The organism is Massilia pinisoli (assembly GCF_024753285.1).
In the GTDB taxonomy this organism is placed as follows: domain Bacteria; phylum Pseudomonadota; class Gammaproteobacteria; order Burkholderiales; family Burkholderiaceae_D; genus Telluria; species Telluria pinisoli.
The window spans coordinates 451827-478584 of sequence record NZ_JANUGW010000002.1 but is presented as its reverse complement, the minus strand read 5'-3'; the positions used below and the strand labels follow the sequence as shown (position 1 = coordinate 478584).

Annotated in this window: 24 protein-coding genes; 10 read left to right on the top strand and 14 right to left on the bottom strand. The window is 68.6% G+C overall.

From position 1 onward, the window contains the following. Positions 1 to 25: 25 nt before the first annotated feature. Together NX784_RS04265 and NX784_RS04260 are read right to left on the bottom strand one after the other, a co-directional pair. Positions 26 to 625 (bottom strand): hypothetical protein, encoded by a 600-nt coding sequence (locus NX784_RS04265; RefSeq protein WP_258815445.1) that lies wholly within the window; start codon positions 623 to 625, stop codon positions 26 to 28. Then, positions 622 to 2040, bottom strand: coding sequence for a cytochrome P450 (locus tag NX784_RS04260; protein WP_370662905.1), 1419 nt, complete (start codon positions 2038 to 2040; stop codon positions 622 to 624). The genes NX784_RS04265 and NX784_RS04260 overlap by 4 nt, the downstream gene beginning before the upstream one ends. 125 nt (positions 2041 to 2165) lie before the next feature. On the opposite strand from NX784_RS04260, the gene NX784_RS04255 reads away from it, so the two are divergent. The 3 genes from NX784_RS04255 (at position 2166) to NX784_RS04245 (ending at position 4395) form a co-directional block, all read left to right on the top strand. Continuing rightward, positions 2166 to 2519, top strand: coding sequence for a hypothetical protein (locus tag NX784_RS04255; RefSeq protein WP_258815444.1), 354 nt, complete (start codon positions 2166 to 2168; stop codon positions 2517 to 2519). An 89-nt stretch (positions 2520 to 2608) separates the two neighbouring features. After that, positions 2609 to 3451 (top strand): DUF1444 domain-containing protein, encoded by an 843-nt coding sequence (locus tag NX784_RS04250; RefSeq protein WP_258815443.1) that lies wholly within the window; start codon positions 2609 to 2611, stop codon positions 3449 to 3451. Beyond that, positions 3433 to 4395, top strand: coding sequence for a helix-turn-helix transcriptional regulator (locus NX784_RS04245; RefSeq protein ID WP_258815442.1), 963 nt, complete (start codon positions 3433 to 3435; stop codon positions 4393 to 4395). The genes NX784_RS04250 and NX784_RS04245 overlap by 19 nt, the downstream gene beginning before the upstream one ends. Positions 4396 to 4402: 7 nt before the next feature. On the opposite strand, the gene NX784_RS04240 is transcribed toward NX784_RS04245, so the two are convergent. The 7 genes from NX784_RS04240 to gcl all read right to left on the bottom strand — a co-directional run bounded on the left by NX784_RS04240 (position 4403) and on the right by gcl (position 14059). Beyond that, positions 4403 to 6646 (bottom strand): TonB-dependent receptor, encoded by a 2244-nt coding sequence (locus tag NX784_RS04240; protein ID WP_258815441.1) that lies wholly within the window; start codon positions 6644 to 6646, stop codon positions 4403 to 4405. A 172-nt stretch (positions 6647 to 6818) separates the two neighbouring features. Beyond that, positions 6819 to 7646 (bottom strand): isocitrate lyase/PEP mutase family protein, encoded by an 828-nt coding sequence (locus NX784_RS04235; protein WP_258815440.1) that lies wholly within the window; start codon positions 7644 to 7646, stop codon positions 6819 to 6821. 67 nt (positions 7647 to 7713) lie between these two features. Continuing rightward, entirely contained in the window at positions 7714 to 9144 is a 1431-nt protein-coding gene (gene pyk, locus NX784_RS04230; protein ID WP_258815439.1) for a pyruvate kinase, read from the bottom strand. A gap of 86 nt (positions 9145 to 9230) precedes the next feature. Then, positions 9231 to 10496 carry a glycerate kinase type-2 family protein gene (locus NX784_RS04225; RefSeq protein ID WP_258815438.1) on the bottom strand — a complete coding sequence of 422 codons (1266 nt, stop codon included), beginning with the start codon at positions 10494 to 10496 and terminating at the stop codon, positions 9231 to 9233. Positions 10497 to 10568: 72 nt separating this feature from the next. Further along, positions 10569 to 11462, bottom strand: a complete 894-nt coding sequence (locus NX784_RS04220) for a 2-hydroxy-3-oxopropionate reductase (RefSeq protein ID WP_258815437.1) — start codon at positions 11460 to 11462, stop codon at positions 10569 to 10571. Positions 11463 to 11486: 24 nt separating this feature from the next. Beyond that, entirely contained in the window at positions 11487 to 12266 is a 780-nt protein-coding gene (gene hyi, locus NX784_RS04215; protein WP_258815436.1) for a hydroxypyruvate isomerase, read from the bottom strand. Between the two features lie 23 nt (positions 12267 to 12289). Then, on the bottom strand, positions 12290 to 14059 hold the full coding sequence (gene gcl, locus NX784_RS04210; protein ID WP_258815435.1) for a glyoxylate carboligase: 1770 nt from the start codon (positions 14057 to 14059) through the stop codon (positions 12290 to 12292). A gap of 123 nt (positions 14060 to 14182) precedes the next feature. Here gcl and NX784_RS04205 point away from each other — a divergent pair, with 123 nt between their 5' ends. Together NX784_RS04205 and NX784_RS04200 are read left to right on the top strand one after the other, a co-directional pair. Continuing rightward, a complete protein-coding gene (locus NX784_RS04205) occupies positions 14183 to 15106 on the top strand; it encodes a LysR family transcriptional regulator (protein WP_258815434.1) in 924 nt (307 codons plus the stop codon). A 171-nt stretch (positions 15107 to 15277) separates the two neighbouring features. Further along, on the top strand, positions 15278 to 16864 hold the full coding sequence (locus NX784_RS04200) for a methyl-accepting chemotaxis protein (protein WP_258815433.1): 1587 nt from the start codon (positions 15278 to 15280) through the stop codon (positions 16862 to 16864). Position 16865: 1 nt separating this feature from the next. Here NX784_RS04200 and map read toward each other — a convergent pair whose 3' ends face one another. The 3 genes from map to NX784_RS04185 are packed head-to-tail and all read right to left on the bottom strand — an operon-like array spanning position 16866 to position 18814. Beyond that, positions 16866 to 17633: a type I methionyl aminopeptidase gene (gene map, locus NX784_RS04195; RefSeq protein WP_258815432.1), complete on the bottom strand. Its 768-nt coding sequence runs from the start codon at positions 17631 to 17633 to the stop codon at positions 16866 to 16868. Further along, positions 17630 to 17839, bottom strand: coding sequence for a ParD-like family protein (locus NX784_RS04190; protein WP_258815431.1), 210 nt, complete (start codon positions 17837 to 17839; stop codon positions 17630 to 17632). Before NX784_RS04190 ends, map begins: the two co-directional genes overlap by 4 nt. A 45-nt stretch (positions 17840 to 17884) precedes the next feature. Then, a complete protein-coding gene (locus NX784_RS04185; RefSeq protein ID WP_258815430.1) occupies positions 17885 to 18814 on the bottom strand; it encodes a LysR substrate-binding domain-containing protein in 930 nt (309 codons plus the stop codon). Positions 18815 to 18920: 106 nt separating this feature from the next. On the opposite strand from NX784_RS04185, the gene NX784_RS04180 reads away from it, so the two are divergent. Beyond that, the gene (locus NX784_RS04180) at positions 18921 to 19340 is read left to right on the top strand and encodes an HAD family hydrolase (RefSeq protein WP_258815429.1); all 420 of its coding nucleotides are present in this window, start codon (positions 18921 to 18923) and stop codon (positions 19338 to 19340) included. Between the two features lie 112 nt (positions 19341 to 19452). Further along, on the top strand, positions 19453 to 20751 hold the full coding sequence (locus tag NX784_RS04175; RefSeq protein WP_258815428.1) for an NAD(P)/FAD-dependent oxidoreductase: 1299 nt from the start codon (positions 19453 to 19455) through the stop codon (positions 20749 to 20751). 22 nt (positions 20752 to 20773) lie between these two features. On the opposite strand, the gene NX784_RS04170 is transcribed toward NX784_RS04175, so the two are convergent. Next, positions 20774 to 21514, bottom strand: a complete 741-nt coding sequence (locus NX784_RS04170; protein ID WP_258815427.1) for an SDR family NAD(P)-dependent oxidoreductase — start codon at positions 21512 to 21514, stop codon at positions 20774 to 20776. 108 nt (positions 21515 to 21622) lie between these two features. On the opposite strand from NX784_RS04170, the gene NX784_RS04165 reads away from it, so the two are divergent. From NX784_RS04165 to gudD, 3 genes are all read left to right on the top strand, one after another. Further along, entirely contained in the window at positions 21623 to 22507 is an 885-nt protein-coding gene (locus tag NX784_RS04165; RefSeq protein ID WP_258815426.1) for a LysR family transcriptional regulator, read from the top strand. 181 nt (positions 22508 to 22688) lie between these two features. Further along, positions 22689 to 24050: an MFS transporter gene (locus NX784_RS04160; RefSeq protein ID WP_258815425.1), complete on the top strand. Its 1362-nt coding sequence runs from the start codon at positions 22689 to 22691 to the stop codon at positions 24048 to 24050. A gap of 23 nt (positions 24051 to 24073) precedes the next feature. Next, positions 24074 to 25414 (top strand): glucarate dehydratase, encoded by a 1341-nt coding sequence (gene gudD / locus NX784_RS04155; protein WP_258815424.1) that lies wholly within the window; start codon positions 24074 to 24076, stop codon positions 25412 to 25414. 23 nt (positions 25415 to 25437) lie between these two features. Here gudD and NX784_RS04150 read toward each other — a convergent pair whose 3' ends face one another. Beyond that, positions 25438 to 26748, bottom strand: a complete 1311-nt coding sequence (locus NX784_RS04150; protein WP_258815423.1) for a glycoside hydrolase family 28 protein — start codon at positions 26746 to 26748, stop codon at positions 25438 to 25440. Positions 26749 to 26758 lie beyond the last annotated feature (10 nt).

Below are 26758 nucleotides of genomic sequence, written 5' to 3'. Positions count from 1 at the left end.
GGGTGCCCACCCTACTTGCTTTTTTTCATGGCCCCGCAAACGCGAACGTCGCCAGATAACGCGCCGGTATTGCGACGGGCACCACCTTCCCCATCAGCGTCGCGACGATCAGCACGGCGACGACGACGCCGGCCCCGGACATCCGCGCGACGACCGCCCGGCCCCGCCGCAGCGCACATCCGACGTGCGCGAACAGCGCCGCCACCGCGAGAAAATAATACGGCGCGAAGAACAGCGCGAACGGCCATACGTGCAGCCCCGCCGCGGCAAAATAGAAATTCGTATCGAGCCCGCCGACGATCCGCGCGGCCAGCACGGCGCCGACGTGGATCGCGAGGAACAGCGCGATGTACGCGCCGGACCCCGCCTGCAGCCAGCCGAGCACCGTCCGGCGTCTGTGTCGCCCCGTCCACAGCATCGACAAGCCGCTCGCCGCCTGCAGCGCGGCGCACAGCAACAGCACGACTTCGACGACGGGCTGCCGGTACACGAGCCGCGCCCGCTCCATGAAGCGCACGTGCGCGTCAACGCCGGCCAGCGCGACCAGGTGGTTCGCGATGTGCACCGTCACGAATACGGCGAGGACGGCACCGGCCGCGCGGTGCAGGCGGCGCGGCGCGATCATCGCGTGCGGGCCGCCAGCCGCAACGCCAGCGGCGTCTGCGGCCTGAGCGTGATGTTGAAGACGGGCCGCGGCGGCGCCATCCCGGCCGGCACCGCGACCGTGTAGCGCTGCAGGAATTGCGCGGCCAGCACCGTCATTTCGGCCAGCGCCAGGTGCTGCCCAAGGCAGACGCGCGGCCCCGTCCCGAACGGCATGAACGCGCCGCGGGGGATCTCCGGTGCCCCCTCGCCGAAGCGTTCGGGCCGGAACGCGAGCGGCTCGGGAAACCAGCGCGCATCGTGATGCATCAACTGCAGCGGCGCGGCGAAGATCGTCCGCGCCGGCAGCTGCCAACCGCCCAAGGTGACGGGCCGCACCGCCCGGCGCGAGATCAGCACGGGCGCCGCCGGGTACAAGCGCAGCGTCTCCTGCAAGGTGCGCCCCAGGTAGTCCAGTGCCGGCAAGTCGGCGGCCGTCGGCAACCGGCCCTGCAGCACGGCGTCGACCTCCGCGCGGGCGAGCGCCTGCGCGTCGGGGTTCTCGGCCATGCACCACGACCACCACGTCAGCGTCGCCGCCGTCGTCTCGTGGCCCGCAAGAAAGGCGGTCATGCATTCATCGCGCACGGCCCTCAGTGGCCACGTGGCCGGATCGGCGACGTGCAGCGTCAGCAACCGCGTGAGCAGATCCTGCGGCCACTCGGCCTGCGGCACGCGCATGCGCGCGCTCACATGGCCGTCGATCAGCCGGTCGAGCGTGGCGATCGCGCGCCGCTTCGTGCGCTTCCACGGCATCCAGTCGGGCCAGCTGGCGGGCCAGTACAGCTCCGCATTCCCCGCGACGCTCGCCGTGTGCACGGCGAGTTCGGCGTCGCGCGCATCGGCCGTGATCCCGCTGCTGAACATCATCCGGAGGATCACGTCCATGCCGAGCGACGTGAATGCGCTTTCGATGGGCCACGCATCGGCGGCCGCCGGCCACTGTCCGAACGCGGCGTCGGCCGCCTGCGCGATCGCAGGCACGAACGCCTGCACGGGCCTGGGCGCGAACGGCGGCTGCAAGGCCTGGCGCTTCGTCCGCCATGCGGCGCCTTCGGACGTCAACGTGCTGTGTCCGTGCACCTGCGAAAACACGTCGACGGCCCGCTCCCAACGCACGAGCGCGTCGTGCTGGTCGACGAGCAGTTCACGCACGAGCTGCGGATCGGTGACGATCACCTCGTGCTCGGGCCAGATGCGCACGTGCACCACGTCCCCGTACGTGCGGCGCCAGGCATCGAGCGTCCCGAACAGGTCGCGCTTCATCCGGGGCAGGAAGTGCCAGCCCGTCAGGCCGGACGGCGGGCCGGGCGGCCAGGTACCGGGTGGATGGGACACCGGTAGCGCGGACGCCGCGCCGGCGTGGAAGGGGCAGGATGGGGGCGTGATGGTTTTCATGACGCCCATTCTCGGCCGGCGCCCCGGCGCCGTATTGAACGGAAACGACATCGCCCGGATGAGTTTTCGTGAGTTTTGCGCCCCGTCCCAGCGTTTATACTTGGCGTCCACTTAAAGGAGGCCGCATGGACATCCATACCCGCATCGTCGCCGTGCTCCACATCGTACTCGGCGTACTCGGCGCGGCCGTTCCGCTGTTCATGGGCCTCGTGCTCGGCGGGGCCGCCGCCTTCATGCGGGACACGCAGTTGCCGGGTTTCGTCGTCGGCCTCGGTGCCATGTTCCTCGGCTTCTTCGTGCTGCTGGCGCTCGTCGACGTGATCGCCGGCGTGGCGCTGCTGAAAGGCAGCCGCGGTGCCCGCGTGTTCGTCATCGTCATCAGTGCGCTCGGCCTGTTCAGCTTCCCGGTCGGGACAATCATCGGTGCCTACTCGCTGTGGGCCTTGCTGCGCAAACAGCCGGCGCTGGACGTGGCCTGACGGCGGCCCCACGGCCTCACGGGAGCCCTTACAATACGGGGCTCACGCTCGCTCGGGCGAACACACGACTGCATATCGAGGAGAACAGCTTGTACCCGTACCGGACACCGTTGATCGCCGTTGCGGCCATGGCGGCCATGGCACACGCCGGCGCGGCGCCGGTGCCCGCCGACGCAGCCGCATTCACGGAATTCGTGGCCGCGCAATTCCGGCAGCAGCCGCTCGGCGGCGAGACCGTCGCGATGAAAGGTCCGCTCACCCTGTCCATCGGCACCATGCAGGCGAATCTCGACCGGGTCTACGGATATTGCCGGAACAATGCCGACGATTGCCAGGCCGAGATCGACCGTCTCGCGCGCGGCGTGGCGCAGGTGATCGCGAGCCGGAATGCGCCACCGGCCAAGGAGGCCGTGCGCCTCGTCGTCCGCCCGGAAGAATACATCCGCCAATACGACGCGGCCGCCGGCCGGAAAATTCAGACCTGGCCGCTGGCCGGCGGCTTCGTGATCGTGCCGGTACTCGATACGCCGCGCGCGATGCGCACATTGACGAGCGACGATTTCAAGCACCTGGACATGAACGCCGACCAGGTCTTCCAACTCGGCGTGGAGAATCTGAAGACGACGCTCGAACCGTTGCTGCCCCAAGCACCGGTCGCGCGGCCCGGCGAAATCGGACACGTGGCCGGCGATGCATACGATTCCAGCCGCCTGATCATGCACGACAGCTGGGCACCGCTGGCCGAGGCGCAGGGCGGCGTCCTGATCGTCGCGGCGCCCGCGAAGGATGCCGTGTTCTACGTCGGCGAAGATACACCGAAAGCCATCGACGCCTTGCGCGCGCTGACGAAGCAGATGATGAAGAACGTACCCAACCCGTTGTCGCCCACGCTGCTGCGCTGGACGAAGGCGGGATGGGAGCCCGTCCAATGAACCCGGGCAGGGCCAACTCGACGCCAAACAGGCAAGGCCCCTGCCCCGACCCGCTCGCGCGTGCGCCCCGCGTCACGGTGACGTCCGGCGCGCCGACCGACTGGCTGCGCCTGCCGCCCGCGTCGCTGCAGGGCGCGCTCGTCGCGCTGGTCGGCCGCGACACGCGGGGTTTGCAGCTCGATGCCGCGCAGCGCCTGTCGCACTATCCGTCGTCGCCCTGCGTCTCGCTGTCCTGGCTCCACGGCATCGACGTCGGCCCCGTGCGCCAGGGTCCGCACGGCCCCGAATGGGAACCGTTGGGCGCCGACTGCATGGTGTCGGGCACGCAGGCGCATCCCGTCACGACGTGGGCCGAGACGACGGGCCACGGCTGTATGGCGATCTTCCGCGCGGACGCGGCGCAGGCACTGTTCGGGCTCGACCTCGCAAGCATCCAGGACCGGTTCGTGCGCGCCAGCGACGTCATGGGCCCCGAATGGACACCGATGTGGGAATCGCTGCTCGCCAGCCCCGACGCCGACCTCATCGACGTGCTGGAACGCCACCTCGCGCGCCGCTGGCAGGCGCTGTGCGGGCGCGCGACGGACCAGCCGTCGCTGCGCCAGATCGGACGGCACTGGGTGGAGCGGCTCGCCTGGCACGCGCACGAATGGCGGCGCGAGCACAGCCCGCGCCACGTCGAGCGCCGCATCAAGTCGTTCAGCGGCCGCTCGTTGCGCGAATGGCAGGCCATCGTGCGCACGGAAGGCCTGTTCTTCGCCGCGCGCGACCTCCACGAGGCGGGCCAGCCGTTCGACTGGGCCGCGCTGGCGCTGGACGAAGGCTTCGCCGACCAGGCCCACATGACGCGCACCGTGCGCCGCATCACGGGTTTCACGCCGGCCGAATTCGCGCGCCGCTTCGTCGAGGACGAGTCGTTCTGGCTGTACCGGCTGTGGGCGTGATGGCCGTTCACTCGAACGCATAGCGCACGCCCACGCGCACGCTGCGCGGCGCGCCGGGCGCGTAAAACGCCGAGTGCACGGGGCGGCCGCCACCACCGGCCAATGTACCGTCGGCCGTAAAAGCCGTGACGCCCAATTGCGCCGCCGTCGCGTAGCGTCGGTCGAGCACATTGTCGACCTGGACGAACGCGCGCAGGCGCGGCGCCAGGTCGTACGTCGCACCGAGATCGAACACGGCATGGCCCGGCGTCCAGCCACTGCCGAGAAAACGCTCGCCATCCGGCCTGTGCAGGCCGTTGTCGTTGCCCCGCGCCGGCGCGTCGGACACGGCGAGCATGCCCAGTTCCACCGTCCACGCGGGCGTGATGCGCCACTCGGCGCGCGCCTTCAGCACGTGGCGCGGCAACAGCGGCAGGCGGTCGCCGGGCCGCACCGTGATATTGCCGGCGGCGTCCGCGCTGCTGTTGCCCGGACTGCCCACGGTCTCGCCGCTGCCGAACGTCGCGTCCAGGTACGTGTAGCGTGCAGACAGCGTCATGGGGCCGGCGCGGCCGTCGGCACCCAGCTCGATGCCACGGCGCCGGGTCCTGCCGACGTTGCGGAAATAGCCGTAGCCCGCGGCGTTGTCGGCCACGAAGAGGACGTCGTCATCGTTCGTCGCGCGGAATAGCCCGGCGTTCCAGTGTGTTCCGCCCGCGGTGCCGCGCAGGCCCGCTTCCCACGTGCGCGTGACGACCTGCTTCAGCGGAGGATCCCCCGCCATCGCGTTCGGCAGCTTGCACGGATTCGCGGGATCGGCGCAGCCCAGTTCCACCGCCGTCGGGGTGCGGCTGCCTTCGTCATAGCCCGCATACGCGTTGAGGTGCCGGGACGGCGACCATGTGATGCCGATGGCCGGGTTGAAGCGCCCGTAACGGTGGTTGCCGTCGAGGGAGCCGGGACCGCCGCCGGGGTTGATGCGGTCGCGGTTGTGCACAGCCGTCCGGTTGTACCGGCCGGACACCGTCACGTACAGGCCGTCGCGCATACGCACCTGCTCCGTCGCGTACACGCTCCACGTGCGCGTACGGCCGACGAGGTCGACGCGGGTGTCGTCTGCGAAGGCATCGACGGGCGACACGCTGCGGTCCGCGTTCACGATGCCGTATTGCGCGCCCTGGCGGAAGTTCGCGCGGCTCGCGTCGAACGCCGCCCCCACCGTCAAGTGGCCGGACACGGTGGCCTGCGCGCCCATGCCGTAATTGGCCTGCGTGCCGGCCGTGCGGTTGACGAGCCCAGTCCACGCGGCCCCGTCTCCGCCCAGTGCGTCCTCGTTGACGTCCCCGTTGAGCGTCGTCGTGCGGATGTGGCGATAGTAGGCATTCGCGGACAGCAGCACGTCGTCGTCGAGATCGTGGGTCACCGTCGCATTGACCAGCATGGCACGGTTGCGTGTGATGTCCGGCGTCGTGTACACGCTCGCATCGTCGCGCGCCAGCAGCCACTGTTCCTGCAGGCCGTTGCCGGCCAGCCGGCTGGCGGAGAATGCCGCGCTCAATGCCGCGTCGGTCGCGGCATCGTGCCATCCGACCTTGCCGAACAGCTGCCCCAGTCGCGTGGGCGACGCGGCGCGCCAGCCGCCGTCGCGAAAACCCGTACCCGTCGTGTACCAGTGCAGGCCGCCCTCGTCGTGGCCGCCCTGTTCGAACCCGATCTCGGCGCGGCCCGCGCTGCCGCCCTGCGCCGACACAAAGGTGCCCGCATCGTGCAGGCCGTCCTTCGTGCGCACGGCGAGCGCCCCGCCCAGCGTGTTCAGGCCGAACAGCGGATTCGAACCCGGCATCAACGTCAGCGACGCGATCGCCGTGCGCGGGATCAGGTCCCAGCTGACGACGTCGCCGAACGGCTGGTTCATGCGCACGCCGTCCACGTACACGGACAAGCCCTGCGGCGTGCCGAGCAGCGGCGACGCCGTGAAGCCGCGGTAGCTGACGTCGGGCTGGAACGGATTACCCTGGATCTCGTGCACGACGACGCTGCCCAACCGGCGGTTCAACGCATCCGTCAGCGTCGCCCCGCCGTTGACGGCATCGGCATCGAGCGCCTGCACGTTCGCCGGCATCCGCTCGCGCGCGCCACTCGCGCCCAGCAGTGGCGTCGTGCCGACGATCTCGACGACGGCGATCGGCACGTCCGGCTCGGCGGCGGCGCGCGCGTGCCAGAGGGCCGCGGCCGCGAACGCAGCCCGGCGTAGATGTATGCGAAATGCCATGATCGGTCGTGCCCCTGTCTCCGTGATGGTCGGTGCCGGCGTTTGTCGCCGGTCTGCCTACCTTCACTGCACGAACCGTTCCAGGGCACGGCGTCACGCGCGCACGCGGCGACCGCACGGCAATGCGCCATCCTGGATCACCCACTGTTCCGTTCCGGTACAAGGCGGAGAATCAGCCCGGCGGCGCGAAGATGCGATTCAGGTCAGCGGCCTGCATCGCATCAGCCGCGTAGCCGAACGTGCCATGGTCCAGCATCTCGCGCGCGCCTCGCACCAGCGCGCCGTACGCGGCCCGCGCGAGCGACGCGCCCGTGCTCACGCGCGTGACGCCCAGCTGCGCGAGCGTCGCGACGTCCAGGTCGAAGCCGGGAAAGCCGACCATGACGTTCACGGGCCGGTCGACCGAACTCACGACGGCCGCGATGTCCTCGCGCGTGCGCAGGCCAGGCGCGAACAGCACGTCCGCGCCCGCGTCCTGGTACGCCTGCAGGCGGCGGATCGTGTCGGCGAGGTCGGGACGGCCGACGCGGAAGTTTTCCGCACGCGCGGTCAGCGTGAACTTGAAGTCGAGGCCGCGCGCCACTTCGACCACGGCGCGGATGCGGTCCGTCGCAAGGCCGATGTCGAACAACGGCTGGTCCGGATCGTCGGTCGCATCCTCGATGGAGCAGCCGACGATGCCCGTCGCCGCCGACTCGACGATCGTGCGGGCCGCGTCGGCCGGTGTGGGGCCGAGGCCCGCCTGCAGGTCGGCGGACAGCGGCACGTCCGTGGCGGCCGCCAGTTCGGCCAGGTGCGGAAACATGTCGCGCACGGCGATGGTCGGATCCGTCTTCCCTTGCGAGAATGCGAACCCGGCGCTGGTCGACGCGAGCGCCGGGAAGCCCAGGTGTTCCAGCAGCTTGGCCGAGCCGGCATCCCACGGGTTCGGGATGACGAAGCAGTGGCCGCGCCGGTGCAACTCGACGAACGCTCTCGATTTTTCCGCCTGGGTCTTCATGCACATCTCCTGTCGGTGGTGGGACCGTTACGTTACCAGAGCCGCCGCGCCGAAGATGCGCACAAACTCACGGCTCCCCTTCCTCGCCCACGCGCACGACGTGCAGCAGATTCGTGCGCCCCGGCCGGCCCGACGGGAAGCCCGCCACCACGACGACGTCGTCGCCGGCATCGGCCAGGCCGTGGAAGCGCGCCGCGGCGACGCCGTCCGCCACCATGCGGTCGAAGCCTTCCGCTTCCTGGAACGCCACCGGATGCACGCCCCACACGAGCGCCAGCCGGCGCGCGATCGCGGTGTGCGGCGTCAGCGCCAGGATGGGTGCGGACGGCCGCTCGCGGCTCGCGCGCAGGCACGTCGCGCCGCTCGAGGTGTATGTGACTGTCGTGGCCGGGGCGAGTAGATTCGTCACGCGGCGCAGCGCGCAGCAGATGGCGTCCGCCGTCGTCGTGTCCGCGCGCTGGTGGCTCGCGTCCAGGCCATCGCGCCAGCGCGGATCCTGCTCGACCTCGCGGATCACGTTGTCCATCACGGCGACCGATTGCACCGGGTATTGGCCGGACGCCGATTCGGCCGACAGCATGACGGCGTCCGCCCCCTCGTAAATGGCGGTCGCGACGTCGGACACTTCCGCGCGCGTGGGCACGGGCGCGGTCGTCATCGATTCCAGCATCTGCGTGGCGACGACGACGGGACGCCCGGCCGCGCGCGCAGCGTGCACGATCCGGCGCTGCAGCACGGGCACTTGCTGCGGCGGCAGTTCGACGCCCAGGTCGCCACGCGCGACCATGATGCCGTCCGCGAGCTGCACGATGCCCTCCAGCGCATCGATGGCCGCCGGCTTTTCCAGCTTCGCCATGATCCAGGCACGGTCGCCGATCAGGGCACGCGCCTCGACGATGTCCTCGGGGCGCTGCACGAAAGACAACGCGACCCAGTCGACGCCCAGCTCGAGGCCGAACGCGAGGTCGGCGCGGTCCTTTGCGGTCAGCGGCGAAATCGGCAGCACGACGCCGGGCACGTTGACGCCTTTGCGGTCCGACAGCGCGCCGCCCGCCATCACGGTCGTCTCGGCGAAGTCCGCGCCGCAGGCATCGACGCGCAGGCGCAGCTTGCCGTCGTCCAGCAGCAGGTCGGTGCCGGGCCGCAGCGCCGCGAAGATCTCGGGATGCGGCATGCCGGCGCGCGTCGCGTCGCCCTCTTGCGGGCCGAGATCGAGGCGGAAGCGGCTGCCCGTTTGCAGGACGGCTTTGCCGCCGGCCATGCGACCCACGCGCAGCTTCGGGCCTTGCAGATCCATCAGGATGCCGATGGGGCGGCCGATGTCGCGCTCGACGTCGCGGATCGCGTTGTAGCGCGCGGCGTGGTCGTCGTGGCTGCCGTGGCTGAAGTTCAGGCGGAACACGTCGGCGCCGGCAAGCGCCAGCGCGTAGATCTGGTCTGGAGTGGAACTGGAGGGGCCGAGTGTGGCCAGGATGCGGGCACGGCGTTGGCGTAGCATGGGGCTGTCCTAGTCTGGAATAAAAAAAACGGGTACGCCGCCGCCGCGGCGCACCCGCTAAAGGGAAGTTCGGGTGCGCGCGTGGTCTAGGCCACGTAGATCGCGCGAAAATCGTTCACGTTCGTCAAGGTGGGTCCCGTGATGAGGGAATCGCCCAGCGCACGGAAGAACGTGTGCGCGTCGTTGTTCTCGAGGCTCGCGCGCGGCGGCAGGCCGCGTTCCCAGCCACGCGCCAAGGTGTCGGGCGTGACGAACGCGCCGGCGATTTCCTCGGCGCCGTCGACGCCGTCCGTGTCGCCGGCCAGCGCGTGGATGCCGGGTGCGCCGTCCAGCGCGACGGCGAGCGCCAGCAGGAATTCCACGTTGCGCCCGCCGCGTCCGTCGCCGCGGATCGTGACGGTCGTCTCGCCGCCGGACAGCAGCACGCACGGCCCCGCGACCGGCTGGCCGTGGCGGCGCGCCTGCAGCGCGATGCCGGCCATGACCTTGGCCACGTCGCGGGCCTCGCCCTCGATGCTGCCGCCGAGGATCAGCGGCGTGACGCCGGCCTTGCGCGCGACGTCGGCCGCCGCCTCGAGCGCCATCTGCGGCGACGCGACGATGTGCGTCGTGACGTTCTCCAGCCGGCGGTTGCCCGGCTTGACGGTTTCACCTTCGCCCGATTCGAGCAGGCGGCGCGCGCCGGCAGGCAGGTCGATGCCGTAGCGGCGCACGACCTCCAGCGCATCCGCGCACGTCGTCGGGTCGGCGACGGTGGGGCCGGACGCGATGTCCATCGGGTTGTCGCCGGGGACGTCGGAAATGAGGAGGTTCACGACGCGCGCCGGGTGGCACGCGGCGGCCAACCGGCCGCCCTTGATCGCGGACAGGTGGCGGCGCACGCAATTCATTTCCGTGATGCTGGCGCCGGATGCGAGCAGTGCGCGGTTGATGGCCTGCTTGTCTTCCAGCGTGACGCCCTCGCCGGGCAGCGGCAGCAGCGACGAGCCGCCGCCGGAGATCAGGCAGATCACGAGGTCGTCCGCCGACAGCCCGCGCACCGTGCGCAGCATGCGCTGGGCGGCTTCGCGGCCCGCCGCGTCGGGCACCGGGTGGGCGGCTTCGACGATCTCGATGCGCTCGCACGGCACGGCATAACCGTAGCGCGTGACGACGAGGCCCGACAGCGGACCAGGCCAGCTTTTCTCCAGCGCCTGCGCCATCGCGGCGGACGCCTTGCCGGCGCCGATCACGACCGTGCGGCCCTTCGGCGGCGCCGGCAGGTTGCGTGGAATGCACAGCGCCGGCTGGGCTGCGTCCACGGCGGCGGTGAACATGCTGGCCAGCAGTTCGCGCGGATTCATCGTACTCATCGTTGTCTCCTCTAATTTCCCGATACGTGCACTTGTAGGGTGGGCACCGCTGTGCCCACCCTACGGCCTGTATCAGGCCTGCTTCTGGCCGATCTCGAAGTTCGCCATGATCTCGAGCGCCCGCACCATCGCGGAGTGATCCCAGCCGCCGCCATCATGCGCGGCGCACGTGTTGAACAGCTCCTGCGCGGTCGAGGTGTTCGGCAGCGCGACGCCCAGCTGGCGGCCGGTGGTCAGCGCCAGGTTCAGGTCCTTGCGGTGCAGGTCGATGCGGAAGCCCGGCGCGAACGTGCGCTTGACCATCCGTTCGCCGTGCACTTCGAGGATGCGCGAATTGGCAAAGCCACCCATCAGCGCCTCGCGCACGCGGGCCGGATCGGCGCCGGCCTTGGCGGCCAGCAGCAGCGCCTCGCCCACGGCTTCGATCGTCAGCGCCACGATGATCTGGTTCGCGACCTTCGTGATCTGGCCGTCGCCGTTGCCGCCGACGAGCGTGATGTTCTTGCCCATCTTCTGGAACAGAGGCTTGACGGTGGCGAATGCCGCCTCGCTGCCGCCGACCATGATCGTCAGGCTCGCGGCCTTCGCGCCCACCTCGCCGCCGGACACCGGCGCGTCCAGGTATTCGCAGCCCAGCCCATTGATGCGGCGGGCGAAATCCTTCGTCGCGACCGGCGAGATCGAGCTCATGTCGACGACGATCTTGCCGGCCGAAAGCCGCGACGCGACGCCGTCCTTGCCGAACAGGACCTCGTCCACCTGCGGCGTGTCCGGGACCATGATGAAGATGATGTCCGCCTGCGACGCCACTTCGGCACCGTTAAGGCACACGCGGGCGCCCGCTTCGACGAGGGCCGACGGGGTCGGGCCGACCGTGTTCGTGAACAGCGTGTGGCCGTCGGCGATGAGGTGTCCCGCCATCGGGGCACCCATGATGCCCAGGCCGATGAATCCGATGTTTGCCATGCTATGTCTCCTTGCGTGATGTGATTAACGGGCCAGCTTGACGATCCAGTCCAGGCCTGCGCGCGTGTCCGCGGCGGGCTTGTATTCGCAGCCGATCCAGCCGTCGTAGCCGATGCGGTCCAGGTGCTTGAACAGCCACCCGTAATTGATTTCGCCGGTGCCCGGCTCGTTGCGGCCCGGGTTGTCCGCGACCTGGATGTGCGCGATGCGGGCCAGGTTCTTCTCGACGGTCTTCGCCAGCTCGCCTTCCGTGCGCTGGGCGTGGTAGACGTCGTACTGGACGAACAGGTTGTCCGCGCCGACCGACTCGATCAAGTCCAGTGCCTGCCTGGTCGTCGTCAGGTAGAAGCCCGGAATGTCGTACGTGTTGATCGGTTCGATCAGCAGGCGGATGCCGGCCTGCTTCAGCTGCGTGGCCGCGTAGCGCAGGTTCTCGACGACGGTGCGGCGCAGCGTGCCCGCATCGATGCCGGCCGGCGCGATGCCGACCAGGCAGTTCACCTGGCGGCAGTTCAGCGCCTTCGCGTAGTCGATGGCGCGGGCGACGCCTTCGCGGAACTCGGCCTCGCGGCCCGGCAGCACGGCGATGCCGCGTTCACCTTTTTCCCAGTCGCCGGCCGGCAGGTTGTGCAGGACCTGCGTGAGGCCGTATTGCTGCAGGCGTTCCGCCAGCGCCTCCTTCTCGAAGGCGTACGGGAACAGGTATTCGACGCCCTTGAAGCCCGCCTCGTGCGCCGCCTCGAAGCGGTCGAGGAACGGCAGTTCATTGAACAGCATGGTCAGGTTGGCTGCGAATCTTGGCATATCAGTCTCCTCGTGTTGCAACGTCAGGCGCGGATGGCGGTGGGCGCATCGCCCGGATGATCGGCCAGCGCCTCGAATTCGTTGATGGCGTCGATCTCCGTGCCCATCGAGATGTTCGTCACGCGTTCCAGGATGATCTCGACGATCACCGGCACGCGGTGCTGCGCCATCAACCGGCGCGCTTCGGCGAATGCGGGCTGGATGTCGTCGACCTGGCGCACGCGGATCGCCTTGCAGCCGAGGCCCTCGGCAACCGCGACGTGGTCCACGCCGTACGCGCCGAGCTGCGGGGCGTTGATGTTCTCGAACGCCAGCTGGACGCAGTAATCCATGTCGAAGCCGCGCTGCGCCTGGCGGATCAGGCCCAGATAGGCGTTGTTCACGACGACGTGCAGGTAAGGCAGCTTGAATTGCGCGCCCACCGCGAGCTCCTCGATCATGAACTGGAAGTCGTAGTCGCCCGAGATCGCGACGACGTCCGTCTTCGCGCCGGAAGCGACGACACCGAGTGCCGCCGGCACGGTCCAGCCCAACGGGCCGGCCTGGCCGCAGTTGATCCAGTTGCGCGGCTTGTACACGTGCAGAAACTGCGCGGCGGCGATCTGCGACAGGCCGATCGTGCTGACGTACGTCGTGTCCTTGCCGAACGCGCGGTTCATCTCTTCGTAGACGCGCTGCGGCTTGATCGGCACCGCGTCGAAGTGGGTCTTGCGCAACAAGGTGCGCTTGCGCTCCTGGCATTGCGCGGCCCAGGCGCTGCGGTCAGGCAGGCCGCCGATCGATTGCATGCCGCGGGCGACGTCGATCATGAGGTCCAGCGCGGCGCCGGCGTCGGAGACGATGCCGTAGTCGGGGCCGAACACGCGGCCGATCTGCGTGGGTTCAATGTCGATGTGGACGAACTTGCGGCCCTTCTTGTAGACGTCGACGGAGCCCGTGTGACGGTTCGCCCAGCGGTTGCCGATGCCGATGACGAAGTCCGATTCCAGCATCGTCGCGTTGCCGTAGCGGTGCGACGTCTGCAGGCCGACCATGCCGGCCATCAGCGGGTGGTCGTCGGGGATCGCGCCCCAGCCCATCAAAGTCGGGACGACCGGAACACCGACGATCTCGGCGAATTCCTGCAGGCGGGCCGCGGCATCGGCATTGAACACGCCGCCGCCGGCGACGATCAGCGGACGCTCGGCCGCGTTCAGCATGGCCAGCGCCTTCTCGGCCTGGGCGCGGGTCGCCGCGGGTTTGTACACGGGCAGCGGCTCGTAGGTGTCGATGTCGAATTCGATCTCGGCGACCTGGACGTCGAACGGCAGATCGATCAGCACGGGGCCCGGCCGGCCGGAGCGCATGACGTGGAACGCCTGCTGGAACACGCGCGGGACGAGGTCCGGCTCGCGCACGGTGACGGCCCACTTGGTGACGGGCTTGGCGATCGTCTCGATGTCGACGGCCTGGAAGTCTTCCTTGTACAGACGGGCGCGGGGGGCCTGGCCCGTGATGCATAGGATAGGTATCGAATCGGCTTGGGCCGAGTACAGGCCCGTGATCATGTCGGTGCCGGCCGGACCCGACGTGCCGATGCAGACGCCGATGTTGCCGGCCTTGGCGCGGGTATAGCCCTCGGCCATGTGCGAGGCGCCTTCCACGTGGCGGGCGAGCACGTGCTCGAAGCCGCCGTTCTTCTTCATTGCCGAGTAAAACGGGTTGATCGCGGCGCCGGGCACGCCGAACACCGTGCTCACACCTTCCTTGCGCAGCACTTCCGCCGCGGCGTCGATCGCTCTCATTCGGGCCATGTTCTCCTCCGTTTCATTGGTTGGTTTTGGACGATGACCCAGCATATCGAGATCGCACGGCAAGTTGAATTGCTGCTACTATCGGCACTGTCGATACTTTAAGTATTGAGTCAGAGAGAAAGCATGGATCGGTACACGGAAATACGCAGCTTCGTCCTCATCACGGAAAAAGGCAGTTTCGCGGGCGCCGCGCTGGCCGAAGGGGTGACGCCCGTCGTCATGGGCCGCCGCCTCGACGCACTCGAACAGCGCCTCGGCGTGCGCCTCATGCACCGCTCGACGCGCGGGCTCACGCTGACGGCGCTGGGCGAACAATTCATCGAGCCGTGCCGCCAGCTGCTGCGCGATTTCGACATCACGGAGAACAGCATCAGCGCGGGCCGCAGCACGGTGCGGGGCCACCTCGTCGTCTCCGCGCCCGCCGCATTCGGCCGCAAGCACGTGGCGCCCCACGCGCCCGCGTTCCGCGCGATCCACACGGAACTCAAGATGTCATTCAACTTCACGGACAGCGTCGTCGACCTCGTGCGCGAAGGCTACGACATGTCGATCCGCATCGGCGAGGTGATGGACCCGAACTACGTCGCGATCCCCCTCTTCCCGAACCGGCGCGTCGTGTGCGGGACGCCCGACTACTTCGACCGCAACTGCGTGCCGCAAACGCCGGAAGACCTGGCGCGCCACAACTGCCTGGCATTCAATCTGCAGGGCGGCCAGCAACGGGGCTGGACGTTCCAGCGCGACGGCAAGCTGTTCGCCGTGCGCGTGGACGGCGATCTCGCCTGCAACGACGGCGAACTGCTGTTCGACTGGGTCAGGCAAGGCCTCGGCATCGGCTGGCGCTCGACGTGGGAAATCCAGGCCGAGCTGAAACGGGGAGAACTCGTGACGGTGCTGGACGACTTCGCAGTCGGGAACTATCCGATCCAGGCCGTGTTCCCCCAGCAGCGCTACCTGCCCGCGAAGATCCGGCACTTCATCGACCACCTGAAAGCCGTGTATAACGCGACCGGTTACTGGGAACGCGTGCCGGTCGGCCCGGCGTAAAAAGAGGGAAACTTGGCAGCCCGGTGATACTTTTCACTCTTGGTATGCGTAAATACAACAAAAAGTTTGTTTCTCGAAATTTTGCGTAGCGTCTGGAAATTTTCATACGGCAATTGTGGCTACACTGGCGAGGCAGCGCCCCGTCTGCCATTTTTACCCGCTGGAGCCGTGATGAATTTCCTGCAACGCGTTGGGATCGCAACCCAGTTGTATCTTGCATTTGCCCTCATCTTGTCCGTCACGCTCGTCGTGGCGATTCTGTCCGTCACCCGCGTGAACAACATCGACGGCGCCCTGCAGGCCGCGAACGACGTGCGCAACAGCCAGCTCGAACCCTTGTACGCCGCGCGCGAAGCGCTGGACCAGACGGGTATCGCGGCGCGCAACGCCTACGTCTTCAAGGACGACGCAGCCGCCGCGCGCGAGCTGGCCCTCGTCGACAAGTTCAAGGCCGACTACATGGCGGCACTGGGCAAGCTCGACGCGGAACTCGGCCGCGATCCGCAATACGTCAAAGTGAAGTCCGGCATGCTGAGGATGGCCACCGAGCTGGATCGGCCGCGCGCCTACCGCAACGCCGCGGACATGGACGGCTACGGCAAGTTCCTCGTCAACGACTGCAGCCCGCTGCGCCGCGAGATCGTCGCCGACATCGACGTGCTGCTCAAGAGCATCCAGCGCACCAATGCCACGACGAGCGCCGCCGCCAGCAGCGAGGCGCGCCAGGCGCGCTTCTGGATTTCCGCCCTCAGCGCGGTCGCGGTCGTGCTCTGCACCGTCGTCGGCATCGTGATCGTGAGGAGCCTCGTTGGCCAGCTGGGCGGCGAACCCGCGCAGGCAACGGAGGCTGCGCAGGCCATCGCCAGCGGCAAGCTGACCTATCCGGTGGACACGTCGCGCGCCGGGCCGTCAAGCATGATCCATGCGATGAACGCGATGCGCCACGGCCTCACGGACATCGTCGCCAGGGTGCGAACGGGCACCGAGACAATCGCGTCCGCGTCGTCGCAGATCGCGTCCGGCAACAACGACCTGTCGAGCCGCACGGAGACCCAGGCGGCCACCCTCTCCCAGGTCACCAGCGCGATGACGCAACTCGTCGCCTCCGTGCATCAGAACGCGGACTATGCGCGCCAGGCGAGCAGCCTCGCGACGACGGCGTCCACGGTGTCGGTGGAAGGCGGCGCGGCCGTCGACGAAGTGGTCGCCACGATGCAGCTGATCCACGAGTCGTCGCGCAAGATCGTCGACATCATTTCCGTCATCGACGGCATCGCCTTCCAGACGAACATCCTCGCGCTGAACGCCGCCGTCGAAGCGGCGCGCGCCGGCGAACAGGGACGCGGCTTCGCCGTCGTTGCGGGCGAGGTGCGTAACCTCGCGCACCGCTCGGCCGCCGCGGCCAAGGAAATCAAGGCGCTGATCGAGGATTCGGTGGCGAAGGTCAGCGCCGGCACGGCCCTCGTCGGCCACGCGGGCGAAACCATCAGCAAGGTCGTCGAGGGCGTGCAACGCGTGAGCAGCATCATGGACCACATCAGCACCGCGACCAAGTCGCAGCAGGACGAGATCGGCCGGGTGGACGGCGCGATCTCGCAGCTGGACAGGATGACGATGCAGAACGCGGCACTCGTCGAGGAAGCGGCGGCGGCTGCCGAATCGCTGCGCGTGCAGGCGGTCGAACTGAGCTCCGTCGTGAACATCTTCCAGATCGACGAAGACACGCGGGAGCGTCCGCGCCGCCTCGCCCTCGCCTAGGTCAGCGCGGCGCCGTCTCCCCGGCCCGCAACGTGAGCACGCGCGCGCCCGTGCGCGTGACGGCGACCGTGTGCTCGAACTGCGCGGACAGCGCGCCGTCGCATGTGCGCACGGTCCAGCCGTCGTCCTCCGTGCGCACGGCGTGCCGCCCGGCGTTGAGCATCGGCTCGATCGTGAACACCATCCCTTCGCGCAGCACGAGGCCCGTGCGCGGGCGCCCCCAGTGCAGCACCTGCGGCGGCTCGTGCATCTCGCGCCCGATGCCGTGCCCGCAGTACTCGCGCACGACGGCGTAGCCGTGACGCGTCGCATGGCGTTCGATGGCATGTCCCACGTCGCCCAGCCGCGCGCCCGGACGCACGGCGCGGATGCCCTGCCACATCGCCTCGTACGTCACGCGCACGAGCCGCGCCGCTTCCGGTGCCACGTCGCCCACGAGATACGTCTTGCTGGAGTCGGCGATGTAGCCGTCCTTTTCCAAGGTGATGTCGAAGTTCACGATATCGCCGTCCCGCAGCACCTCCGCCGGCGACGGCAGGCCGTGGCACACGACGTCGTTGCGCGACGCGTTCAGCGCGAACGCATAGCCGTACTGCCCCTTGCTGGCGGGCCGCGCGCCGAGCGTGTGCACGATGAAGTCGTCGACGAGGTCGTTGACCTGCATGGTCGACATGCCGGCCAGGGAGAGGCCATCGAGCCGCGCGAACACGTCCGCGAGCAGCTTGCCCGCGGCCGCCAGCAGCGCGACCTCCTCCGGCCGCTTCGTCACGCCATCACCTTCAGCGCCTGCGGCACGACCCCGGCCGCGCGCAGCTCGCGCGCCATGATCTCGTTGAAGCTCTGCGTCGGATGCAGTTCGCACAGCATGCCGATGCGTACCCAGAACGCCGCCTGCGCATTGATCGAGCGGCACGACACGGTGCTCGCCTTGCGGATCTGGTCGTGCAATTCGTCTTCGATGTTCACGATACCCATCATATACTCCATATACAATCCATATACGGATTATATATTCCTTGTTCACTTCCACGCAATGCTTTCCAGCTCGTCGGAAATGACCTGCTGGCCGTGCTCCACCATGAATTCGTGGAACGAGGCGGCCACCGTGGGAATCGCGCGCGCGGCCTTGTGCATCACGTGCCACTCGCCCTGCACGACGACGCCGGGCACCGGCAGGACGCTGAGCAGCCGGTTGCGCACTTCGAGCGTGCAGGCGTGGACAGACAGGAACGCGACGCCGAGGCCCGCGGCCGTCATCTGCTTGATCGCCTCGTTGCTGGACAGCTCGGACCCGATCGCCAGCGCCACGCCCTCTTCCTCGAAGCGGCGCTCGATCGCGGCGCGCGTGCCCGACCCGCGTTCGCGCACGAGCAGGTTATGCGCGGCGATGTCGGCCAATGTGACGGGCCCCTGGGCGAGCAGCGGATGGCCAGGCGCCACGAAGAAAGCCATCGGGTGACGCGCGAAGCGGCTCGCGCTCGTCGGGAATTCGCGCGGCGGCGTGCCCATGATGGCGAGGTCGATCTCGTCGCGACTGAGCATGCCGATCACTTCCGGCCGCGAACCCACCTGCAGCTTGATGCGCACGTGCGGGCGGCCCGTCGTGAAGCGTACGAGCATCGGCGGGAGCAGGTGCTCCGCCGTCATCACGGCGCCGATGCGCAACGTACCCGACGTCACGCCCTTCAGCGCCGCAATCTCGTCGCCCGCCTCTTCCCATAGGCCGAGGATGCGCTCCGCGTAGCCCACCAGCAGTTCGCCCGCCGCGGTCATCTGGATGTTGCGGCCCTGGCGGCGCGTCAACGGCACGCCGGCCGCATCTTCGAGCTGTTTCAGGTGCAGCGAGACGGCGGGCTGGGTGACGTGCATCGCCTCCGCGGCGCGCGACACGCTCTGGTGACGCGCCACGAGCTGCAATGCCTGCAGTTGCTTGAAGCTGGCTGGATACATAAGGAATTCCTTATCGAATTCTAAAAATTATTTATTTTTATTTTATCCCGCCCGGCCGTATAGTAAAAACAATTCGAGCAACAACGACTGGCAAAAGGAGAACATCATGACGGCACAAGCGTTCATCTTCGACTTATCCGCATTCCGTGGCACGCAAGCGGCTGGCGCCGCCGATGCCGAGCGTCTCCTGGACCAGGCGATCGAAGACGGCCTGCCGTGTGCCCTCATCTCCGAACTGCCGCACGACCAGGCCGGCGAACAACTGCGCCACCGTTTCGGCGACACGGCGCACCACATCTTCTCCGTCGTCCTGACGGGCGCCGACTTCGAGGCGCGCGGCCACAAGGCGCCGTATTCCGTCGTGCTGGACCAGTTGGGCGTGCAGCCCGACGCGGCGCTGGCCGTGACGACGTCGCCGCGCGCCATCGCGGCCGCCCGCACGGCGCGCATCGGCGTACAGGCGTCCAAACCGGTCGTCATGCGCAAGGACGTACGTAAGGTAGTGATGCCGGTCACCCGGCACTGATCGCAGTCTTCCCGGCATCCGCGGGCACTGCGCCGGCGGATGCGCGAATGCAGCGCGGCGCCGGCGGTCCACCCGCCCCGCCCCATCGATTCGAAAAAGAAGGGAGCACACCATGCAGTCCATCGTCATCGTCGGAGGCGGCGTCGCCGGCCTCGAACTCGCCACCCGGCTCGGACGCCGCCTAGGCAGCCGCCACAGGGACCGCGTCATCCTCGTCGACACCGCGCCCACCCACTTCTGGAAACCCCTGCTGCATGCAGTCGCCGCCGGCACCATCGACCCGGCCGACCACATGATCGACTACGCGCGCCAAGCCATCGACAACCACTTCACGTTCGTGTGCGGCGAAGTCGTCCACGTCGACCGCGCCCGCCGCACCCTGACCGTGCGCAGCAGGTTCGATGACGCGCCCGACGCGCATACCGTCATCGACTACGACCGCCTCGTGCTGGCCTACGGCTCCGTGACGAATTTCTTCGGCATCCCCGGCGCGCAGGAGCACTGCCTGGCGCTCGACAGCGTGGCGGGCGCGGAAGGCTTCCGCCAGCGCTTCCTCGGCCTGTGCGCGCAGGCCGGGCGGCGCCGCAACGCCCGCACGGACGCGGGCGCGCCGCTGATCGACATCGTCATCGTGGGCGCCGGCCCCACCGGCATCGAACTGGCGGCCGACCTGCGGCACACGGTCGACACGCTGGCCCACTACGGCCTCGCGGGACTGGAATCGCCGCACCAGGTCCATATCCGCATCGTCGAACGCGGGCCGCAGGTGCTGCCGTCGCTGGATGCGGAGGCCGCGAGCCTCGCGGTGCGCAAGCTGCGGGCGATGGGCATCGATATCTGCACGGACACCTCGGTCGCCGAAGTGCGCGCGGACGAAGTCGAGACGACGGACGGCCGCGTGTTCCCCGCCGCGATCACCGTGTGGGCGGCCGGCGTAAAGGGCCCGCGCTTCAGCACGAGCCTGAACGTGGCGCTGAACCGCAACGACCAGGTCGTCGTGGACGCGCGGCTGCGCAGCGTGACGGACCCGGACATCCACGCGATGGGCGACTGCTGCACCCTGCTCAATCCGGACAAGACCGCGATGGCGCCGCCGAGCGCCCAGGCCGCGCGCCAGCAGGCCGTCTACCTCGCGCACGTGCTCGCGCACAAGGCACCGGAATCGCTGCCGGGCTTCCGGTACCGCGACTACGGCACGCTCGTGTCGCTGGGCCGGGCGGGCGCCGTCGGCATCCTGCACCGCGCGCTCGGCATCCGCCACCTGCACGTGAAAGGCCCGTTCGCCATCGCGATGTACGGCCTCACGTACCAGCGTCACGTGATGGGCCACCTGGGTCTCGCGCGGATGTGCGGCAACCTGCTGGCGCGCTGGTTCCGCTCGAAGATGCTGATGCCCGTGCGCTGGCACTGACCCCGGCCGGGGCGCTGCGCCCCTACAGGCGCGCCAGCCGCGCGCCGTCGACGCGCAGCGACGTGCCGTCGACGAAGCGGGCGTCGTCCGCCAGCAGGAAGGCGATGGCGGCGGCGAGGTCCTCGGGGGCGCCCACGTCGGCCTTGTCGATGACTTCCACACCGGCCGCCACGTTCGGATTACTCCACAACATGGGCGTGTCGACGGCGCCCGGCAGCACGGCGTTCGCGCGGATGCCCTTCGCCTTGCCCTCCAGCGCCGCGGACCGCGTGAGCGACAGCAGCGCCGCCTTCGCGGCGGCGTACGGCGCGACGAGCGGTTCCGTCTCGACGGCGTGCACGCTCGACACGTTGACGATCGCGCCACCGCGGCGCATGCGCAGGAATGCCTGCTTGGTGAAGAAGAAGGCGCCCAGCAGGTCGACGTCGAGGATGTCGCGCCAGTCCTGCTCCGTCTGCGTTTCGATGGGCTTGAACAGCATGCGGCCCGCGTTATTGACGACGTAGTCCCACGCGCCGAACTGCTTGATCGTCGCGTCCACGGCGGCGACCACGAGATCCTCGCGCGACACGTCGCACACGGCCGTGCCGATGCGGGCGACGTCGAACTCGCGCCCGAGCTCCGCGCGCGTGGCATCGAGGCGGTCCTGGTGCAAGTCGGCCAGCATGACGCTGGCCCCGTCGTGCAGCAGGCGCCGCACCAATGCCTGCCCGATGCCGCCGGTCGCGCCCGTGACGATGGCGATGCGCTGGTCGACACTCATGTTCCCTCCCGTGCGTACTAGATTCGGCCCGACGATAACACGAGGGCCCCACCGGGCGGCGCATCGGTCATAATCGCGGTCGTCCACCGGATTACCCAAGGAAAGTCCATGTTCGAGATCAGCCAGCTCCGCTGCTTCGTTGCCGTCGCCGAGGAATTGCATTTCAGCCGCGCGGCCGAACGCCTGAACATGACGCAGCCGCCGCTGAGCCGCCAGATCCGCCTGCTCGAACACCACGTGGGCGCCCGGCTGCTGGAGCGCAACAGCCGCTCCGTGCGGCTGACCGCCGCCGGCAGGGCCTTCTTCCCGGAAGCCGCGCGCATCCTGCGCATCGCCGAGGAAGCGGCATTCGTCGCGCGCCGCGCCGCCAAGGGCGAGCAAGGGACGCTCGCGATCGGCTTCACGTCGGCGTCCGGCTACAGCCTGCTGCCGGAAGTCGTGGGGCGGCTGCGCGAGCGCGCGCCAGGCGTGTCGCTCACGTTGAAGGAACTTGTGAGCACGGTGCAAGTGGAAGCGCTGAACGCGGGCGAACTGGACCTGGGGCTGATGCGTCCGCACCCCGTGAACGGCGAGCTCGCCAGCCAGCTGATCGCCACGGAATCGCTGATGCTCGCGATCCACGAGCGCGACGCGGGCGACTGGCCCCTCGATCCGACGCTCGCCGACCTGCATGGCCGCCCGTTCGTCATGTACTCGCCGCACGAGGCGCGGCCGTTCCACCAGATGCTGACCGAGCGCTTCGCCCGCGCCGGCGTCGTGCCCGACGTCGTGGAGTACGTCGGGCAAGTCCACACGATGCTCGCGCTCGTGCGCGCGGGCATCGGCGCCGCCCTGATCGCGGAAGGCGCGGCCCGGCTGAAATTCGACGGCATCGTCATGCGCAAGATGGCGACGGAGCCCGTCGACATGGTGTGCATGTACCGGCGCGACAACGACAATCCCGTGCTGGACCTGTTCCTGCACGACGTTCTCCCCACCTTCCGCGTCGACTGATTCAATTCCTGGATTCTTCCCGTCATACTTTGGTTTGATCGTGTATCGGTCAAGGCTTATGATCACCGCAGAACATAAGCCACCTGGACAATCGATCCGGGTAGCATCCGAGACACTCTCACTGCGGTCGGCCGGCCAGGTACAGCATGTCTCTCTTCTTTAACCATGAACGGAAGAGATTATGAACAACGCACATACCGTCAAGGCGGCAAGCGCCGTACTCGCCCGCACGCGCACCCGCTGGCTGATCCTCGCCATGCTGTTCGCCATCACCACGATCAACTACGCCGACCGCGCGACGATCTCGATCGCGGGGCCCGACATCAAGAAGGAACTGGGCCTGTCGGGCGTCCAGATGGGCTTCGTGTTCTCCGCATTCGCCTGGTCGTACGTCGTCGCCCAGCTGCCGGGCGGCTGGCTGCTCGACCGCTTCGGCTCGAAGATCACCTATTTCTTCAGCATCTTGCTGTGGTCGACGTTCACCCTGTTCACCGGCGCGGCCGGCTTCGTGGCCGGCGGCGCCGCCGTCGGGCTGCTGTTCGTGCTGCGGCTGCTCGTCGGCGCGGCGGAGGCGCCTTCGTTTCCCGGCAACAGCCGCATCGCGTCCGCGTGGTTCCCCACGCACGAACGGGGACTTGCGGCCGCCGTGTTCAACTCGGCCCAGTATTTCGCGACCGTGCTGTTCGCCCCCATCATGGGCTGGCTCGTGCATTCGTTCGGCTGGCACAGCGTGTTCTACGTGATGGGCACCTTGGGCATCCTGATGGCCGGACTGTGGCTGAAGACGATCCACGGCCCGAAGGACCACCCGTCGATCAACCCCGCGGAACTGGCCTACATCCAGGAAGGCGGCGCCCTCGTCGACCTCGAGGGCGGCGCGCGCACGGCGGCGGCGCGCCAGGTGGACACCCTTGCCTGCATCAAGGAATTGCTGGGCAACCGCATGCTGCTCGGCGTCTACGTCGGCCAGTACTGCATCACGACGCTGACCTATTTTTTCCTCACGTGGTTCCCCGTGTACCTCGTGCAGGAACGCCATATGACGATCCTGAAGGCGGGCTTCGTCGCCTCGCTCCCCGCAATCGCGGGCTTCCTCGGCGGCATCACCGGCGGCTGGCTGTCCGACCGCCTCGCGAAGGCCGGCTACTCGCTGTCCGTGTCGCGCAAGGTGCCGATCGTGGTCGGCATGCTGATGTCGATGAGCATGATCGCCTGTAACTACGTCGAGGCCGACACGCTCGTCGTCGCCGTGATGTCGCTCGCCTTCTTCGGCAAGGGCGTCGGCGCGCTGGGCTGGGCCGTCGTGTCCGACACGTCGCCGAAGGAAGCGGGCGGCCTGTCGGGCGCCCTGTTCAACACCTTCGGCAACACGGCCGGCATCACGACGCCCATCGCCATCGGCTACATCGTCGACGCGACCGGCTCGTTCGCCGGTGCCCTCGTCTACGTCGGCGCCAACGCGGCGCTGGCCATTGCCTGCTACCTGTTCGTCGTCGGCGACATCAAGCGCGTCAAGCTCGTGAAATCGCTGTCGACCCGATAACACTCACCACCTCAACAAAGACCATGAACACCATCGTTACCAGTGCCCCCGTCGTCACCGAATTGCGCGTCGTGCCCGTCGCCGGCCAGGACAGCATGCTGCTGAACCTGTCCGGCGCCCACGGCCCCTGGTTCACCCGCAACATCGTCATCCTGAAGGACAGCGCCGGCAACACGGGCCTCGGCGAGGTGCCGGGCGGCGAGAACATCCGCCGGACGATCGAGGACGCGCGCCCGCTCGTCGTCGGCAAGACGCTGGGCGAGTACAACAACGTGCTGAACGCCATGCGCACGGCGTTCGCCGACCGCGACGCGGGCGGCCGCGGCCAGCAGACGTTCGACCTGCGCACGACGATCCACGCCGTGACCGCGGTGGAATCCGCCCTGCTCGACCTGCTCGGCCAGTTCATGGGCGTACCGGTCGCCGCGCTGCTGGGCGAAGGCGTGCAGCGCCAGGCCGTCGAGATGCTGGGCTATCTGTTCTATGTGGGCGACCGCACGAAGACCGACCTCGCGTACCGCGCGGAACCGGACGCGGACGACGACTGGCTGCGCCTGCGCAACGAGGAGGCGCTGACCCCGGACGCCATCGTGCGCCTGTGCGAGGCCGCGCGCGCGCGCTACGGCTTCAACGACTTCAAGCTGAAAGGCGGCGTGCTGTCGGCCGACGACGAGATGGACGCGGTCATTGCGATGCACGAGCGCTTCCCCGACGCCCGCATCACCTTGGACCCGAACGGCGCCTGGTCGCTCAAGGAAGCCGTGCGCGTATGCCGCGACAAGCACGGCATCCTCGCCTACGCGGAAGACCCGTGCGGCGCGGAGAACGGTTTCTCGGGCCGCGAAGTGATGGCCGAATTCCGCCGTGCGACGGGCCTGCCGACGGCGACGAACATGGTGGCCACGGACTGGCGCCAGATGGCCCACTCGATCCAGCTGCAGTCCGTGGACATCCCGCTCGCGGATCCGCACTTCTGGACGATGCAGGGCTCCGTGCGCGTGGCGCAGCTGTGCCAGATGTTCGGCCTGACGTGGGGCTCGCACTCCAACAACCACTTCGACATCTCGCTCGCCATGTTCACGCACGTGGGCGCGGCGGCGCCGGGCAAGGTCACCGCCATCGACACGCACTGGATCTGGCAGGACGGCCAGCGCCTGACCAAGGCACCGCTGCGCATCGAGGGCGGCCACGTGCACCTGCCGGCACGACCGGGCCTTGGCATCGAACTGGACGAGGCCGAGCTGGAGAAGGCACACCAGGCCTACAAGAACATGGGGCTCGGCGCGCGCGACGATGCGGCCGCCATGCAGTTCCTGATCCCGGGCTGGAAGTTCGACAACAAGCGCCCGTGTCTCGTGCGCTGATCTGGCCTGGCGGTGCGCAGGCCCTACGCCGTGTAGGGCTTGCCGTTGACGACGACGTTCTCCATCGCGGGGCTGGCCGCGCCTTTTACCTGCAGCCGCTCGTCGGTTAGTTGCAAATTTAGGTTCCGCAGCACGATGCCCGAGATGTCGGTCTGGCCCGGATTCGGCGCCACGATGCCGAACGCGCCGAACCGCCCGCGGATGCCGTCCAGCACAAGTCCGCGCACGGACGAATGCGGCGGCGCCTCGCCCTTCAAGTCGAAGTACTGGCTCCACGGCCGGATCGCGACGATCTCGCCCTTGGTGGAATCGAGCACGAGGTCGCGCATCACGATGTTCTCGTAGCGCTGCGGCGTGTCCGGCCGCAGCTTCAGGTGCGCGACTGCGCCTACGTCCCTCACCGTGCAATGTTCGACGACGACGTCGCGCACGACTGTCGCCTCGCTGCCGCACGTGAACATCGCGTGGCCGCGCCGGAAGTCGCAGTTGCGCACGCGCACGCGCTCGACGGGTGGGCTGTCCTTGTCGTCCGGCGCATGCGGGCCCTTCGAGCCCTTGGCCGCGATGCAGTCGTCCGTCACGGAAAAATGGCAGCCGTCGACGAGCACGTCCTGGCAGCTGTCGATGTCGATGCCGTCCGTGCTGGGCGCCTGCACGTAATCGTCCGGCACCTCGAAGTGGCAAGCCCGCACGACGACGTCGCGGCAGCGGTACAGGTGCAGGTTCCAGAACTGCGAATCCTTGAACGTGACGCCGTCCACCGTCACCCCGCGCGAGCCCTCGATGACCGCGAGCCGGGCGCGCGGCACGTCCAGGTTGCGGAACGCGGCCTTGTCCTTGGCAGCATTGCGCAGCTGCCAGAACCGGTCCCAGATCGGCCGGCCCGCGCCGTCCAGCGTGCCCGCGCCCGTGATCGTCAATCCGTCGCAGCCCGCCGCGTTGATCAAGCCCGGATTGAAGCGCTCCTCGAAGTGGCCCTCGATGCGCGTGCGCTGGACGGGGAAATGGCGCATGTCCGTCGAGCAGCGCAGGACGGCGCCCCGCTCGAGGTGGAGATGGACGCCCGGCTTCAGGAACAGCGCGCCGCTGACGAACACACCGGCGGGCACGACGACGGTGCCGCCGCCCTGTCCGGACGCGCGATCGATCGCGGCCTGGATGGCGCGCGTATTGACGTTGGCGCCGTCGGCCACGGCGCCGGTATCAATGATCGAAATGCGCTTGCCGTCCGGCGCGGCGGCATGCGCGGCGCGGCGAGACAGTGCGAGGGACAACAGCGGCAGGGACAGCAGCGTCAGGGCGACGCGGCGGCGGGCGGAAACGGGTACGGGCATAGGGTCCGGA

What these genes read in the sequence shown, in the direction of transcription:
- NX784_RS04265 (WP_258815445.1), bottom strand. Translation starts at nt 625, where the DNA reads ATGATCGCGCCGCGCCGCCTGCACCGCGCGGCCGGTGCCGTCCTCGCC.
- NX784_RS04260 (WP_370662905.1), bottom strand. Translation starts at nt 2,040, where the DNA reads ATGAAAACCATCACGCCCCCATCCTGCCCCTTCCACGCCGGCGCGGCG.
- NX784_RS04255 (WP_258815444.1), top strand. Translation starts at nt 2,166, where the DNA reads ATGGACATCCATACCCGCATCGTCGCCGTGCTCCACATCGTACTCGGC.
- NX784_RS04245 (WP_258815442.1), top strand. Translation starts at nt 3,433, where the DNA reads ATGGGAGCCCGTCCAATGAACCCGGGCAGGGCCAACTCGACGCCAAAC.
- NX784_RS04240 (WP_258815441.1), bottom strand. Translation starts at nt 6,646, where the DNA reads ATGGCATTTCGCATACATCTACGCCGGGCTGCGTTCGCGGCCGCGGCC.
- NX784_RS04235 (WP_258815440.1), bottom strand. Translation starts at nt 7,646, where the DNA reads ATGAAGACCCAGGCGGAAAAATCGAGAGCGTTCGTCGAGTTGCACCGG.
- pyk (WP_258815439.1), bottom strand. Translation starts at nt 9,144, where the DNA reads ATGCTACGCCAACGCCGTGCCCGCATCCTGGCCACACTCGGCCCCTCC.
- NX784_RS04225 (WP_258815438.1), bottom strand. Translation starts at nt 10,496, where the DNA reads ATGAGTACGATGAATCCGCGCGAACTGCTGGCCAGCATGTTCACCGCC.
- NX784_RS04220 (WP_258815437.1), bottom strand. Translation starts at nt 11,462, where the DNA reads ATGGCAAACATCGGATTCATCGGCCTGGGCATCATGGGTGCCCCGATG.
- hyi (WP_258815436.1), bottom strand. Translation starts at nt 12,266, where the DNA reads ATGCCAAGATTCGCAGCCAACCTGACCATGCTGTTCAATGAACTGCCG.
- gcl (WP_258815435.1), bottom strand. Translation starts at nt 14,059, where the DNA reads ATGGCCCGAATGAGAGCGATCGACGCCGCGGCGGAAGTGCTGCGCAAG.
- NX784_RS04205 (WP_258815434.1), top strand. Translation starts at nt 14,183, where the DNA reads ATGGATCGGTACACGGAAATACGCAGCTTCGTCCTCATCACGGAAAAA.
- NX784_RS04200 (WP_258815433.1), top strand. Translation starts at nt 15,278, where the DNA reads ATGAATTTCCTGCAACGCGTTGGGATCGCAACCCAGTTGTATCTTGCA.
- NX784_RS04190 (WP_258815431.1), bottom strand. Translation starts at nt 17,839, where the DNA reads ATGGGTATCGTGAACATCGAAGACGAATTGCACGACCAGATCCGCAAG.
- NX784_RS04185 (WP_258815430.1), bottom strand. Translation starts at nt 18,814, where the DNA reads ATGTATCCAGCCAGCTTCAAGCAACTGCAGGCATTGCAGCTCGTGGCG.
- NX784_RS04180 (WP_258815429.1), top strand. Translation starts at nt 18,921, where the DNA reads ATGACGGCACAAGCGTTCATCTTCGACTTATCCGCATTCCGTGGCACG.
- NX784_RS04175 (WP_258815428.1), top strand. Translation starts at nt 19,453, where the DNA reads ATGCAGTCCATCGTCATCGTCGGAGGCGGCGTCGCCGGCCTCGAACTC.
- NX784_RS04170 (WP_258815427.1), bottom strand. Translation starts at nt 21,514, where the DNA reads ATGAGTGTCGACCAGCGCATCGCCATCGTCACGGGCGCGACCGGCGGC.
- NX784_RS04165 (WP_258815426.1), top strand. Translation starts at nt 21,623, where the DNA reads ATGTTCGAGATCAGCCAGCTCCGCTGCTTCGTTGCCGTCGCCGAGGAA.
- NX784_RS04160 (WP_258815425.1), top strand. Translation starts at nt 22,689, where the DNA reads ATGAACAACGCACATACCGTCAAGGCGGCAAGCGCCGTACTCGCCCGC.
- gudD (WP_258815424.1), top strand. Translation starts at nt 24,074, where the DNA reads ATGAACACCATCGTTACCAGTGCCCCCGTCGTCACCGAATTGCGCGTC.
- NX784_RS04150 (WP_258815423.1), bottom strand. Translation starts at nt 26,748, where the DNA reads ATGCCCGTACCCGTTTCCGCCCGCCGCCGCGTCGCCCTGACGCTGCTG.